Here is a 14,107-nt window from a genome sequence, read left to right as displayed (position 1 = left end):
GAGGGTTGGTGCGGCCTCCTGTTCCCTGAGGTGCGAGGAGCGATAGCGACGAGCCTCGAAGGGCTACTTGCCGTCGATGCTGTACGCACCCTCCGCAGCGCCGACGGCGATCTTCTCCCATTCGCCTGTGCTGAGGCCGAATACGTCCAGCAGGTAGGCGGATACGGCGTCTGCGACCAGTTCGACCCGCCGCGGGTCCTCGTCGGTGGTCTCGTGAACCGCTTCTCCGGCAATCCCTCCCAGGGTGTGCTCGCCGTCGTCGATGTAGAGCAGCCGCTTGGGCCCCGGGCTGAGGTGGTAGGCGTCGGTGAGCCACTCTGGGCCGCGGGTCGACAACGCCGAGTCATCTTTTCCGCCCGCGATGACCAGAGCCGGCGTGGACATCCGGCTGAAGTCCGGTCGCATGAACGGCAGGTGTTCGCGCGCGAAGTCGGTGAGGCTGTCGCCGGTTCCCGCGGTCGCGATGAGAGCTCCCGCGCGTACTGACGGATGTGAGAAGTCTTTGCCGACAACACCATCGACGTCGATGACGCGTGCTCCGAGAAGTGTGCCGACCGTCTGCCCGCCCCAGGAATGTCCGACGGCTGCAAGCTTCGATGTGTCGGCCCGGGTGCCGAGGTCATGACCGGCGGTCGAGAGGATGTCGTCGAGATGATCGATGACGGCGTGAACGTCGCTGATCCGGATGCGCCAGATGTCGACGAACCGCGGGTCGTCGAATCCGATTCCGTGGCGCCGGGAGTCGAGGTGGGTGGGGTTCACGACCACGAATCCCGCAGCAGCCCAACGGTCCACGAGCGGTTCGTAACCGTCCATGGACCACGCGTTGCCGTGCGAGAACACAATGAGTGGAAGGTTGTCCCCGTCGACCGGTGCGGTGACCTTCACGGCAAGAGGGACCGGGCGATCGGTGGTGGGCACGATGAGCGGCTTGACGGCGACGATTCGACGTTCGAGCAGGGGAGTGGACATGATGGCTTCTCTCGCGGAAGGGTTGCGATAATCTTGACGGAACACTGTTCCGCCAACCTATCGGAACAGTGTTCCGCGAGCAAGGGGTGAACTGTGTCGGAGTCGAAAACCGCACGTCAACTACGTGCAGAACGAAGCCGTGAGGCGCTGCTGGATGCGGCTGCGGCGGCCTTCGTCGAAACCGGGGTGCAAGCGCCGGTCCGCGACATCGCCAAGCGTGCCGGTGTGGGTGTCGGCACTGTGTATCGGCACTTCCCGACGCGCGCCGACCTGGTGACCGCGGTGTACCGCCATCAGGTCGAGGAGTGCGTCGCACTGGCCGAGAAATTGATCGCCGACGACGTGCCTCCGACGGATGCGTTGTGTCGCTGGACCTCGGCGTTCACCGACTTCCTGGTCACCAAACACGGGTTGAGTGATGCTCTGAGTTCGGACGATCCGAGCCTGAACAACCTGCACGCGTTGATCTTCGACAGTCTCGTTCCGGCGTTCGCGTCGCTGGTCGAGCGGGCTCAAGAGTCGGGTGAGGTCAGCAAGGACGTCAGCCCCGTGACGTTCCTGCGTGCGATCGGCAACCTCTGCATCGTCGGACCCGGCTACACCGAAGCGGATGCCAAGGCGATGGTCGGGTTGCTGCTGGCGGGGTCGGGCGCCACGTCCGCCCCTGCTCCCTGAGCCTGGATGCACCGATTTGGGGTGAGGTTTCTGGTGTTTGATGGGGTGTTGAGAAGCGAGATGCCTTGCTGCAGTGCAAGAATGGGACTTGTCTAAGGAACACATTCAGGCACGAAGAAAGGCATCTCGCAGATGCGATTCTCTCATACCAACCCGGTAGCAGCAGCCTCGTTCGACGACCCGAACCTGATCGCCGCAGCGGGGGTCGTGCCGGTGATGGGCTTGGCCACCTCGTGCAGCTTGGCCGACCTGGCCGACGAGTGGCTCACGATCCCCACCGACAAAGGCGCCCACCCAGGAGCGAAGGTATCGGCGCTGGTCACCGGCATGGTCATGGGTGCGGACAGCATCGCCGACATGGGTGTGCTGCGTCACGGAGCGATGGGTACCCTGTTCGACCGCACCTACGCACCGTCCACGCTGGGATCGTTTCTGCGGATGTTCACCTACGGCCACACCCGCCAACTCGACGCAGTCGCCACCCGGTTTCTCGGCGAACTGACACGACAGACCAGCCTGCTCGGTGATCTCAGTAATCCCAGCGCCTCGGTGATGCTCGACATCGATGACACTGTCATCGAGGTCCACGGCTATGGCAAACAGGGCGCGCAGGTCGGTTACACCGGCACCCGCGGACTCAACGTGTTGCTGACCACGCTCACCGCCCCAGGACGGGCCCCGGTGATCTGTGGGCAGCGCCTACGCCGCGGTGCTCGCGGTTCCTCGCACGGCGCAGCGTCAATGATCACCTCAGCACTGAAGACGCTCACCCGTCTGAGGCCCACCACCACTGCACCACCAGTGCTGGTGCGTGCCGATTCCGCGTTCTACTCCTACGACATGGTCCGCGCCTGCCTGGCCCACGGTGCGCACGTCTCGATCACCCTGCGGCGCCAACCCGACGTCCTGCGCGCCATCGCCAACATCGACGCCACCGCCTGGACACCGATCACCTACACCCGCCCGGTCTATGACCCCGACACCCACACCGTGGTCCACCGCGCCCAGGTCGCGGCCACCCCGTTCACCGCATTCACCGGCAACATGAGCGGCAAGAAGCCAGTGCCTGGTCACCTGATCGTGCGGCGAGTACCCGACGAACAAAGCACCCAGACCGGCGAGTTGTTCCCGATCTGGCGCTACCACGCGTTTTTCACCAGCCAACCCGACCCCGATCCGGTCACCGCCGACGCCATCCACCGCGGACACGCCATCATCGAAAACGTCCACGCCGACCTCAAAAACGGGCCCCTGGCCCACCTGCCCTCGGCACAGTTCGCCGCGAACAACGCCTGGCTGACCTGCGCAGTCATCGCGTTCAACCTCTCCCGCGCCGCGGGATGTGTGGCCGGGATGACCACCGCCACCACCGCCACCGTGCGCCGCACCCTGATCAGCATCGCCGCCCGCATCTCCCGCTCAGCACGCCGCGTGACCTTGCACCTACCCCGCGACTGGCCCTGGCAACCGTACTGGCAGAACCTCTTCGACCACACCCACCATCGAAAACCCGCGTAAACCCCTACCAACCCCGCCCACCCCCGGGCCCAACCAGGACACCCAGTGAAACAAGCCGACATTCCGAGATCGGCAGACCACCCACGCCCACATACCACCACCCCCAAAACCGCACGCCCACAACACCCTCCACCACCACCGGCACACCACATCGGTGCATCCAGGCTGAGTCAAGAGGAGCGCAACCCTGCGATGAGATCGCGCGTCTGCGCGAGTCGAACCCGGTGACGCACGAGTTCGAGGAGGATCGATGAGTCAGACACATTTGTTGTTCATCCACGGTGCTGGTGGGTTCACCGACGACCGGCCGATCGCCGCCGGCCTGGGCACAGCGCTCGATGTGCCCGTCGACATGCCCGAGTTCTCCGCCGGCGACATGTCCCTGCAGGCGTGGGCCGACCCACTGCGCGCACGGCTGTCGACGATGGATGCCGACGACCTGCTCGTGGCCCACTCGTTCGGGGCGTCGGTGCTGCTGCACCTGCTGGCGGAGCCGGCGTATGCCGGACCGAGACGCGCTGTCCTCCTGGCGATGCCGAACTGGGGGCCGGACGGGTGGGCCATGGAGGAGTACGACTTCACCGGACCACCACCGCGCCATGTCGCACTGTCCCTGCACCACTGCGTCGACGACGAAGAAGTCCCGATCGGCCACCTGGATCTCAACGCCGCGCTGCTTCCCGACGCCCAGCTCCATCGTCACGAGACCGGCGGACACCAGTTCGTCGGACTGGTCGACGCCATCGCTGCCGATATGCGTCGCTGACGGCGACGGTTGCGCGTCAACGTTCTGACCATGACCCTGGGGAGACGGCGACCCCGGTCTCGGGAAGGCAGACATGATCGCGAACCGTTCGGCGGAAGAACCGGTCGGCATTCGCGCTGCGTCGCCGGCGGGGCGGTGGCTGCTCGTCGCCGCGGTCCTGGGGTCGGGCGTCGCATTCCTCGACGGCACGGTCGTGAACGTCGCGCTGCCGTCGATCGCCCGCGACCTCGACACCGGTCTGCGTGGACAGCAGTGGGTACTCGACGGCTATCTGCTGACGTTGAGCTCACTTCTGCTGTTGGGAGGCGTCGCCGGTGACCGGTACGGCCGTCGGCTCGTCTTCACCGGGGGCCTGGCGATGTTCGCGGTGGCGACGATCGGCTGCGGGGTGGCGCCGTCCGTCGAGTGGCTGGTGGTCGCACGGCTCGTTCAGGGCGTCGCGGCAGCGGCTGTCGTGCCGGGCAGCCTCGCACTCATCAACGCGGAGATCGCGCCGTCGGATCGCGGTGCGGCCGTGGGTCTGTGGGCCGGGATGTCGGGCGCGACCAGTGCGCTGGGACCGTTCGTCGGCGGGTGGCTCGTCGACGCGGCGTCGTGGCGCTGGACCTTTTTCCTGAGTGTGCCGCTGGCGGTGGGTGCGCTGGTCATCTCGATTCGGCATGTGCCCGAGTCCCGCGATCCGTCCGCGCCGCGTCGACTCGACGTCGCGGGCGCGGTGACGATGACGCTCGGTCTCGCTGGCGTCATCTACGCGCTGATCGAGGGCCCGTCGAGCGGCTGGTCCGCCGGTACGACGACCGCCGGTCTCGCGGGTGTGGCGGCTCTCGTCGCGTTCGTGGTCATCGAGACGCGGGTGCGGTCGCCGTTGTTGTCGCTGAGGCTGTTTCGATCGTCGCAGTTCACCGGCGCCAACCTGACGACGCTGCTGGTGTACGCGGGCCTGGGCGGCGCACTGTTCCTGCTTGCCCTGCAACTGCAGCAGAGCCTCGGATACTCGGCGTTCGAAGCCGGTGCGGCGATGTTCCCGAGCACGTTCATCATGCTGTTCGGTTCTCCGCTGGTGGGCAGGCTGGCCCAGACCACCGGGCCGCGGCTACCGATGACCGTCGGCCCGCTGATCGCCGCGGGTGGCTTCGCGCTCATGACGCGCGTGCAGCCGGGCACGGACTACCTGGCTCATGTGCTGCCCGGCGTCCTGGTGTTCGGGCTCGGGATGACGGTGACCGTCGCGCCCCTGACGTCGGCTGCCCTCGGTGCGGTCGACGATGCGCTGGCCGGGACCGCGTCGGGCGTGAACAACGCGGTGGCCCGCGTGGCCGGTCTGCTGGCGGTGGCGGTGTTGCCCGCGGTGGCCGGGATCGACGCCGGACCGGGCGAGCCTCTCGGCGACGGCTTCCGGACGGCGATGTACATCTGTGCAGCGGGTTGCGCTGTCGGGGGGCTCGTCGCCGCTCTGACGATCAGCTCGGGCGCCGGCTTCCGGCCGCAGGTCCGGGCCGGGATGGACACCGCTTGCCAGGATGCGTGCACCCGTCGCCGCTAGTCGGAACGCTTCCCGGTTCCGGCCGCGATCGCCCACAGCACCAGGACCGGCTGGAAGAACAGGCGCGTGAGCCGCTTCTGGTCGGTGTCGAGGCCGAAGGCGTCGATGTTTTCGACGTACTGGTGGATGTTGCCGGGGAACACCGCGACGAAGAATGCCGCAACGATCCACGAGACGATCTTGCGATGACGCGGGAGAGCGATGAGGGCTGCGCCCAATGCGATCTCCACCCCACCCGAGGCCAGGACCACGAAGTCCTTGCTGAACGGCACCCAGTCGGGGACCTGTGCCTGGAACTCGTCGCGTTGTGCGGTCAGGTGACCGATGCCGGCGATCGCCAGGATTGCTCCGAGCGCGATCCGGGCGATGGCGCGGCCCAGCGGCTGGCGGGTGGAGGTGGGGGACAGGACCGACATGCAAGCTCCTCGGATGTTGGCGTGTGCGTTGCGTTCCCCGTGGTTCGTGGCCGAGGCGGCTCTCGGACTGCCCCGGAGTGAGACTCGGCGAGTCGACCCGCTGACTCCAACGTCAAATTTAGTCGCGGTATCAACTAATGTGTGGTACATATGTGACCCCGGACACCGTCGTCCGGGATATTTGTCCGCACGGAGGTCAGCCCATGCCCCTCGACTCGATGTCGGTCCGCCGACACCCGTCCATAGACCGCTTGTTCGCCACGCGACTCGGGGATCGGTCATGACGCTGAAGTCGGTATGGGATGCGCTGAAGGCTTCCGCAGGGGTGGTCGTCACGGCGGCGGCGTTCGCCGTCGGACTGGCGGTACTGGTCGTGGCGCAGGTCGTCGTCTTCACGGCCCGCGTGGCGGCCGACCTCCCGGGCTGAACCACCCCTGCTGCCGATCGATCCGCCTGCTGGTTGAGTAGGCGAGGAGCTTGCGACGAGCCGTATCGAAGCCAGCCGAACGCTCGTGAGCGCTTGACCAGAACCGATCGATCAGGAATCGAGAAGCGCGAACGCTTCGACGCGCCATAGCGTCGAAGCATGACGAACATCAACGCACTCACCCTCGAAGTTCCGGACATCAGCGCTGCGGAGGTCTTCTACGACAAGGCTTTCGGACTCGGCGATCGGCTGCGGTTCCAGGCCGCCGCATCGCCGAGCCAAGGCTTTCGCGGTTTCGTGATCTCGCTCGTGGTCGCCGACCCGACGGTCGCCGATTCCTTCCTCGAACCCGCGATCGACGCCGGCGCCACCGTGCTCAAGCCCGCCAAGAAGTCCTTCTGGGGCTACGGCGGCGTGGTCCAGGCGCCCGACGGCGCGATCTGGAAGGTCGCCAGCTCGTCGAAGAAGCCGACCGGTGCACGGGCCCGGGAGTTCGACGACCTGGTCCTGCTGCTCGGCGTCGACGACGTCGCGGCCACCAAGCAGTTCTACGTGGACCGGGGGTTCGTGGTCGGCAAGAGCTACGGCCGCAAGTACGTCGAGTTCGAGAGCGGCCCGGACTCGGTGAAACTCGCGCTCTACGGCCGGAAAGCCGCGGCCAAGGATGCCGGCGTCGACGCCGCGGGTTCCGGGTCGCATCGGCTGATGATCGGCGGTGACGCCGGGCAGTTCGTCGATCCGGATGGGTTCAGTTGGGAGTGACTCTTCGTTCGCCCCTGGCATAAACCACGCGGGAACAAACTTCCAGCCACCTCAGTTGAGTCGGTCAGGCTTAACTCTGGAGGTTTCATGTCGCAGACATATTCACTGCCGGTCCTCTTCGTCCCGGACGTTGTCGTCCTGCCCGGCATGGTCGTGCCGATCCCGCTCGATGATGCCGCTCAGGCCACCGTCGACGCCGCGCGGGCGAGCGAGACCGGAAAACTGCTGGTCGCCCCACGCCTGGACGACCGGTATCCCACCTACGGGGTGATCTCCTCGATCGTGCAGGTCGGGCGTATCCCCGGCGGTGGACTGGCCGCCGTCGTCAAGGGTGAGCAGCGGGCTCAGATCGGGACCGGTACGCCCGGCCACGGCGCGGCGCTGTGGGTCGATGTGACCGAGGTCGAAGACTCCGAGGTCACCGACGAGGTCCGGACCCTGGCCGGCGAGTACAAGAAACTCGTCTTGGCGATGCTGCAGCGTCGCGAGGCGTGGCAGCTCATCGATGCGGTCAACAAGATGACCGACCCGTCAGACCTCGCCGACACCTCGGGCTACGCATCCTGGCTCACCGACGAGCAGAAACGTGAGCTCCTCGAAACACCCGACACGGCCGCGCGCCTGCGCCTGCTGATCGAGTGGACCGGCGACCATCTCGCCGAGTCCGAGGTCAGCGAGAAGATCGCCGAGGACGTCCGTGCGGGAATGGACAAGCAGCAGAAGGAATTCCTCCTTCGTCAGCAACTCGCCGCCATCCGCAAGGAACTCGGCGAGGACGAACCCGAGGGTGCCGACGACTACCGGTCGCGCATCGACGAAGCCGACCTGCCCGAGAAGGTGCGCGAAGCCGCACTCCGGGAGGTGGGCAAACTCGAACGCGCCAGCGACCAGTCGCCGGAGACCGGGTGGATCCGCACCTGGCTCGACACCGTCCTCGACCTGCCGTGGAACACCCGCACCGAGGATTCCACGGACATCAAGGGGGCCCGCGAGATCCTCGATGCCGACCACCACGGCCTCGACGACGTGAAGGACCGCATCGTCGAGTACCTCGCGGTGCGAGCACGACGCGCCGAACGCGGCCTGCAGGTCGTCGGCGGACGTGGATCGGGTGCCGTCATGGTGTTGGCCGGTCCGCCCGGCGTCGGCAAGACGTCGCTCGGCGAGAGTGTCGCCCGGGCCCTGGGCCGCAAGTTCGTGCGCGTCGCCCTCGGAGGTGTGCGCGACGAGTCGGAGATCCGCGGGCACCGGCGCACCTACGTCGGTGCGTTGCCCGGCCGCATCGTGCGTGCCATCGGCGCGGCGGGATCGATGAATCCCGTTGTGCTGCTGGACGAGATCGACAAGGTCGGCTCGGACTACCGGGGTGACCCGGCCGCGGCGCTGCTCGAGGTCCTCGACCCCGCGCAGAACCACACCTTCCGCGACCACTACTTGGACCTCGATCTCGACCTGTCCGACGTCCTGTTCCTCGCGACCGCCAACGTCATCGAGAACATCCCGTCGGCCCTGCTCGACCGCATGGAACTGGTCACCCTCGACGGCTACACCGAGGACGACAAGGTTGCCATCGCGCGCGACTACCTGCTGCCCAGGCAGGCCGAGCGTGCGGCACTCACCACCGACGAGGTGACCGTCACCGACGCGGCGCTCCGCGAGATCGCGGCGAACTACACCCGGGAACCCGGTGTGCGACAGTTCGAACGGCTTCTCGCAAAGGCGCTGCGCAAGGCGGCGACCAACCTCGCGCAGGGTAAGGCGAGCGCACCGATCACCATCGACGAGCCGGACCTGCGCGACTACCTCGGCCGTCCCCGGTTCACCCCGGAATCGGCCGAACGAACCGCAGTCCCCGGTGTCGCAACGGGTCTCGCCGTCACGGGAATGGGTGGTGATGTCCTCTTCATCGAGGTCAACGCCACCGACGGCGATCCCGGACTGAAGCTGACCGGCCAGCTCGGCGACGTGATGAAGGAGTCGGCACAGATCGCGCTGTCGTACGTGCGGGCGCACGCGGAGCAGCTCGGCGTCGACCCGGAGTTGCTCAACAAGACCATCCACGTGCATGTTCCGGCCGGAGCGGTGCCCAAGGACGGGCCGAGTGCGGGCGTCACCATGGTCACCGCACTGGTGTCGATGGCGACGGGTCGACGGGTGCGTGCCGAGGTCGGCATGACCGGTGAGGTCACGCTGAACGGGCGTGTCCTGCCGATCGGCGGGGTCAAGCAGAAACTGCTCGCCGCACAGCGCAACGGGCTGAAGAGCGTCTTCATCCCGCAGCGCAACGAACCCGACCTCGACGACGTGCCGGCTGAGGTTCTCGACGCCCTCGACGTGCGTCCGATGACCGATGTCGCCGAGATCGTCGCGCAGGCACTGGAACCCGCAGCGGGAGAACAGGTCAGCGCGGCCTGACGTCGGAACACACCAGAGCGGGGCGTCGTCCGGACCACCGGACGACGCCCCGCCCTTGTCACCGAAGCCCCAGATCCCGGGCGATCCTCTCCAGCACCACGTACACAAGCCAGGCGAGACTCGTCACCGCAGCGGCGGGCACGAGCCACAACGCACCGACCGCGGCGATGAGGCTGGCGGCCCACTGTCGCCCCCACAGCGGTGCGGCGACGAAGATCATCAGCAGTGCCACCACGAGCGACCACGCCGGCGACGACACCGGCCACGGCCAGTCGAACAGCAACGCGCCCGCGGAACCGACCGTCGCAGTGATCCCGACGACGCTGAGCAACAGCCACAGCACGATGCTCCACCGGCGGTAACCGCCTGCGACCCAACGGGTGCGGAGCGCCACCGCGGACCACATGAGCCAGCGCTTCAGCCAGGGGACCCCGGAAGTACGCATCATCTCCCGGAAGAAGCGGTCGGAGAGCGTGTCACTCTGCAGCGCGCCGGAGTTGACCGCGTCGCTGATGAGCTCGTCATGGATCATCGCGGCTAGCGTGTGCCGCCCGTACGAGTCCTCGAACCACCGCATGAAGCGCGGGACCGACGCCAGATCCGTGGGATTGTCCTCACGTGGGACGAAAGTCCGCGCGTCGTCAACTGCCGCGCGTGCCCGGGCGTCACTCATCCCGCTGCGGACCAGTCGCGTCGACAGGTCCTTCTCGACATCCGGGTCCGAGTAACGAAAGGTGTTGAGTACGACGAACTGCCGATCGTCGACCTGGACCACCCGGACGCTGCCCTTGCCCGTGGGATCGTCGACTTCGAAACCCGAATGTGGCGCCACCCGCCACGGCACCCACCGGACATCCGTCTCGGCCTCTACCGACGTGACCTCGCCCATCTCGACCTCCCGAGTCCGACACCGCGACGGTAACCCCGTTCGACGGTGTGCGGGCGAGAAATCGGCTCGTCGGATACACAAGTGCAACCGGTCGTCGTCCTGCCCTCAGGACACCGGGTGCGACGTCCACTCGGCGACGACGTCGGTGTAGAACGCCATCCGTTCGCGCAAGGCTCCGGGGTCGATCCCGAATTCCTCGGGACCGTAACGATGTCTGCCCTTGCTGTGCCGCGGTTGCTCGGCGTTGTGCTCGATGAGCATCGACGAGATGTCGGGGGGTTCGACATCGGCCGCGGCATAAACCCGGCCGACGGTCTCCTCGGGTCGGGACACCAGGTCCTGGTAGTCGATGTCGAGGACGGTCGCCGATCCGGCTGCAGGGGAGTCGCGAAATTCGAGTGCCCGCCGGAACCACAACTCGGACTGCTGGATCTGGAACCGCCCGACGTCGTGCCCGTCGACGTCGTCGCTGTAGGTCGACCGGTATGTCGCGAACAGACTCGCGCCGGAGGCCACGGTTTCCACGATGTCGCGGTGAAGATGAACGATGCAGACTCCGGGATATGTCTGTGCGAGGTCGGCGAGTTCGGGAGTGTGGGCCGGTGCCTTCAGCAGCCAGCGTCGTCGGGAACCATCGTCGAGGATCTGCAGCATCGTGCGGTGCGCCGCGTACTCGCCGGCGAAGTCCTGTTCCGCCAGCCAGCGCGAGTAACTGTCGAGGCGCATCGTCGAGCTGAACGCCCAGTTGCGCATGGTCGTGCCCATTCCGAGCACGCACTCTTCGGGCAGTGCCGGCCCGGAATCGTGGACCGCGGCCATCGCCGGATTCAGCATGTGCAGTGGATTGGGCTCGGCGGCCTGGGTTTCGATCAGCTGCTCGCGCTCGTCCGGCGACAGCTGTGCAACCCGCCACGGGGCGTACAACTCCACCGGGCGTGGCGCGCGGAGACGGGGATCGCGGGCCATCAGCCGATACAGGAACGTCGTCCCGGTGCGCCAGCCCCCGATGATCACGATCGGCGGGAGCACATCACGCTCACTCACCGAGGGGTTCTCCCGCAGGGTCTTGTCGAAGATGGAGCGCGCCCGCAGCTTTCCGATCACCGCGTCCTGCGCATTCCGGACGCCGACGGCGTTCAACCGCCCGTCCTCGCCGGCCGATTCCAGGTACTGCTCCAGGCCGGGACGCCACTGCGCCGGCTCGCCCAGACCCTCGACCCCGTGCTTCGCGGTGGCCCGTTCGACGATCGCATCGACCGCGCCGGCGCCCAGCCGATACCGATCGGGTCGTGCAGCGCGATCGGCTTCCGCTGCCGCATAGATGTTCTCGGCGACCGCTGTGCGCGGTGGCGGGGTCCAGGCGACCATCATTCACCTCGCAGTTCGTGGAGCTGCACCACCCGCACCGAGGGCAGGGGAGGGGTGTCCGTCGGTTGGAGAAAACGAATGACGACGATGCCGAAGTCCCTTCCCTCGGAATCGATCCAGTCTCCGACACCGGGATCCTCGGCCGCGACGACGAAGCGGTAGCGACCGTCGACCACCGTGGCGGTGGCACCGGTGTACGACACCGGCCGGTACCGGAAGTCGAGGGAGTTCAGGAATCGGCTGTAGGCCAGGATGTTCCAATACCGGCACTCGACGGTGTCGCCCTCGATGACCAGCGCCTGATCCGGTTGGAGCTGCCAGCCACCGCGGACGTAGTGGATGCCCGGTTCGGTGAACACCGCGCCCCCGGCCATCTCCGACCAGTGCCGCAGGGTGTTGGGCGGATCGAGATCGTCCTTCGTCGAGATCTCGAAGATCGTCGGCAGCATGGACGTCGTGGCCGCCAACGTGCCCAGCGCAGAAGTGAACCTGTCCGGATCGATCGACGGCGGAACCGGCGGTTCGACCACCGGTTCGATACTGCACCAGCCCAATTCGTCGTGTGCGACATCGCCGTGGAAGAACCTGACCCAGATCGCCCCGGAGCGTTCCGGAAGGTCCAGCCAGTCCCCGGCACCCGGCGCGGTACCGCCGACCACGATCTCGAAGCCGCCGTCGTCGTCGAATCCGATGGCGTCGCTGTCGATGCGGGCTGTCGCCTCCGAGCCGATGCCGCCGGTCCGCTTGTAGACGGTCACCGACAGGTACGACGCATCCCCGCGGTTCCCGCGGATGCGGTAGGTGCGGTCCCCGCGGACCTCGGTGACCCAGTATTTGAAGTCGGGATTGTCCATCAGGAACTTGTGTCGCCACCCGTTGAACGGCACCAACTCGGGACGTTCACGGTCGGCTTCCAAGCGCGACAACTGATTCGACAGCCCGCGGACCAGTGCACGGAACCCGTCCGCCTGCTCGGCCGAATCGAGGTCGGCGGTGTCGGCCGCGAGCTTGTCGCCGGCGGTCCGGAGTGCGTCGACCAGGCCGTTCCACGCGGCGACCTCCGGCCGCGCCTCGTGGCTCATCGGCTCCTGGCTCACGGGAGTCGGACCCGGTCGTCGTGCCGGTAGTGGGGGCCCACGTCGTCGACGAGGATGCCCGGTTCGGCCTCGACCACCGCCGGGACGGCATCGAGCACGGCCCGCACCGACGCCGTCGTGATCGGGTTGGTGTGCCCGGACCCGATGCCGAACTCGAGTTGTGCCCGCATCTCGGCCGGTTCGCCGCTGATGACCAGCGTGTACGCGATCGGGCTGGTGAACCCGCCGAACGGCAGGTCATCGCCCCGGTACACGAGTTCGGCGCCGGGAGCGGAGCGAGCGGGCTGAGTGGGTACCGAAGCGAGATACCAGCATTCCTCGTTCGTGAAGAAGTGGTGGTCGCCGAGGTAGCCGCGATGAGTCAAATGCAGGGCCGCAGCGGTGCCCTTCCTGATGGTCGTCGCACCGACCTGGGCGTCACGTTCGGCGGGCAGTCCGCGCAATGAGGTCTCGACCCTGACCTCGGCACTGTCCGCGCCGTACAACGCGTGCGCGACGTTGCCGGTGAGGTCGCCGTAGTAGATGTCGCCGCCGCGCGCGACCGGGGACTCGGCGCTGAGGGAGTCCAGGTCGGCGCCGAAACCCAGTGCTTCCAGGCCGCCCCACATGGATCCGGCACGGGAGAAGTCGACAGCCTCGACGGATCGCACATGACTCACCGACGACATCGCCTTGGCCATCGTCATCGCGACCCGTTCGACGATGAACGTCGGATGGACACCGGTCCCGTGCAGGGTGGCGCCGCCGGTGCGGCACGCCTCGAGCATGCGCTGCGGGGACTTGCGGAAGGGGCTGAGCCAGTTCGGCATCGACACGTTGTGATAAGCGGCGGTCGCCACGACGTTCTTCCCGGACTCGAGCAGATCGATGACGTCGTCGTCGAGCCCTTTGATCACCGCGGCCGGTGCGGGGGTGAGGACGACGCAGTCCACGTCGAGCTCCTTGAAGGCCTCGCGGTCTCTGGTGGCGGCGATCCCGATCGGATCGGTGCGCACCAGCTCACCGATGTCCTTGCCGTCCTTCTTCGGGTTGTGCACCAGCGCACCGACGACCTCGAACGCCGGGTCGGCGACCGCGGCACGGATGACCGCGCCGCCGACTTCGCCGGGACCCCACACGGCGATCCGATAGGGACGTATCGGAGCGGAGCCGGGTTCGGCGGTCGTCGGTCGGGGCAGCGTCATGTGCGGGTCCTCGGATTCGTCGAAGTGGAATCGCTTGCTTCCTGTTGAAATCTGCACGGTGGCGGCCGGTGTGTC

The 14,107-nt window shown here is 67.1% G+C and carries 13 protein-coding genes; 7 read left to right on the top strand and 6 right to left on the bottom strand.

Annotation, left to right across the window (positions count from 1 at the left end):
* Positions 1 to 63 precede the first annotated feature (63 nt).
* A complete protein-coding gene (locus GAA2_RS20580; RefSeq protein ID WP_024497354.1) occupies positions 64 to 972 on the bottom strand; it encodes an alpha/beta hydrolase family protein in 909 nt (302 codons plus the stop codon).
* Positions 973 to 1,065: 93 nt separating this feature from the next.
* Here GAA2_RS20580 and GAA2_RS20575 point away from each other — a divergent pair, with 93 nt between their 5' ends.
* The 4 genes from GAA2_RS20575 (at position 1,066) to GAA2_RS20560 (ending at position 5,474) form a co-directional block, all read left to right on the top strand.
* On the top strand, positions 1,066 to 1,647 hold the full coding sequence (locus GAA2_RS20575; protein ID WP_035760112.1) for a TetR/AcrR family transcriptional regulator: 582 nt from the start codon (positions 1,066 to 1,068) through the stop codon (positions 1,645 to 1,647).
* 132 nt (positions 1,648 to 1,779) lie between these two features.
* The gene (locus GAA2_RS20570) at positions 1,780 to 3,165 is read left to right on the top strand and encodes an IS1380 family transposase (RefSeq protein WP_024498686.1); all 1,386 of its coding nucleotides are present in this window, start codon (positions 1,780 to 1,782) and stop codon (positions 3,163 to 3,165) included.
* A 250-nt stretch (positions 3,166 to 3,415) separates the two neighbouring features.
* A complete protein-coding gene (locus tag GAA2_RS20565) occupies positions 3,416 to 3,931 on the top strand; it encodes an alpha/beta hydrolase (RefSeq protein ID WP_024499610.1) in 516 nt (171 codons plus the stop codon).
* 73 nt (positions 3,932 to 4,004) lie between these two features.
* Complete coding sequence (locus GAA2_RS20560; RefSeq protein WP_024499611.1) at positions 4,005 to 5,474, top strand: DHA2 family efflux MFS transporter permease subunit; 1,470 nt, start codon at positions 4,005 to 4,007, stop codon at positions 5,472 to 5,474.
* On the opposite strand, the gene GAA2_RS20555 is transcribed toward GAA2_RS20560, so the two are convergent.
* Complete coding sequence (locus tag GAA2_RS20555; protein ID WP_024499612.1) at positions 5,471 to 5,890, bottom strand: MauE/DoxX family redox-associated membrane protein; 420 nt, start codon at positions 5,888 to 5,890, stop codon at positions 5,471 to 5,473. The genes GAA2_RS20560 and GAA2_RS20555 overlap by 4 nt on opposite strands.
* A gap of 280 nt (positions 5,891 to 6,170) precedes the next feature.
* Here GAA2_RS20555 and GAA2_RS20550 point away from each other — a divergent pair, with 280 nt between their 5' ends.
* The 3 genes from GAA2_RS20550 (at position 6,171) to lon (ending at position 9,494) form a co-directional block, all read left to right on the top strand.
* Positions 6,171 to 6,317 (top strand): hypothetical protein, encoded by a 147-nt coding sequence (locus GAA2_RS20550; RefSeq protein WP_191834538.1) that lies wholly within the window; start codon positions 6,171 to 6,173, stop codon positions 6,315 to 6,317.
* Between the two features lie 159 nt (positions 6,318 to 6,476).
* A complete protein-coding gene (locus GAA2_RS20545) occupies positions 6,477 to 7,079 on the top strand; it encodes a glyoxalase (protein WP_024499613.1) in 603 nt (200 codons plus the stop codon).
* Between the two features lie 87 nt (positions 7,080 to 7,166).
* The gene (gene lon / locus GAA2_RS20540) at positions 7,167 to 9,494 is read left to right on the top strand and encodes an endopeptidase La (protein ID WP_191834537.1); all 2,328 of its coding nucleotides are present in this window, start codon (positions 7,167 to 7,169) and stop codon (positions 9,492 to 9,494) included.
* A gap of 58 nt (positions 9,495 to 9,552) precedes the next feature.
* Here the strand turns inward: lon and GAA2_RS20535 are convergent, their stop codons facing one another.
* From GAA2_RS20535 to GAA2_RS20520, 4 genes are all read right to left on the bottom strand, one after another.
* The gene (locus GAA2_RS20535) at positions 9,553 to 10,383 is read right to left on the bottom strand and encodes a DUF1353 domain-containing protein (protein WP_024499615.1); all 831 of its coding nucleotides are present in this window, start codon (positions 10,381 to 10,383) and stop codon (positions 9,553 to 9,555) included.
* 105 nt (positions 10,384 to 10,488) lie between these two features.
* On the bottom strand, positions 10,489 to 11,751 hold the full coding sequence (locus GAA2_RS20530; protein WP_024499616.1) for a sulfotransferase family protein: 1,263 nt from the start codon (positions 11,749 to 11,751) through the stop codon (positions 10,489 to 10,491).
* Entirely contained in the window at positions 11,751 to 12,833 is a 1,083-nt protein-coding gene (locus GAA2_RS20525) for a DUF1214 domain-containing protein (RefSeq protein WP_024499617.1), read from the bottom strand. Before GAA2_RS20525 ends, GAA2_RS20530 begins: the two co-directional genes overlap by 1 nt.
* 11 nt (positions 12,834 to 12,844) lie before the next feature.
* Positions 12,845 to 14,032 (bottom strand): hypothetical protein, encoded by a 1,188-nt coding sequence (locus tag GAA2_RS20520; RefSeq protein WP_024499618.1) that lies wholly within the window; start codon positions 14,030 to 14,032, stop codon positions 12,845 to 12,847.
* Positions 14,033 to 14,107: the final 75 nt, after the last annotated feature.

It is taken from the genome of Gordonia ajococcus (assembly GCF_012974285.1).
Classification (GTDB): domain Bacteria; phylum Actinomycetota; class Actinomycetes; order Mycobacteriales; family Mycobacteriaceae; genus Gordonia; species Gordonia amicalis.
Note: the sequence above shows the minus strand (reverse complement) of the source record. Positions and strands in the feature narration are given on the sequence as shown.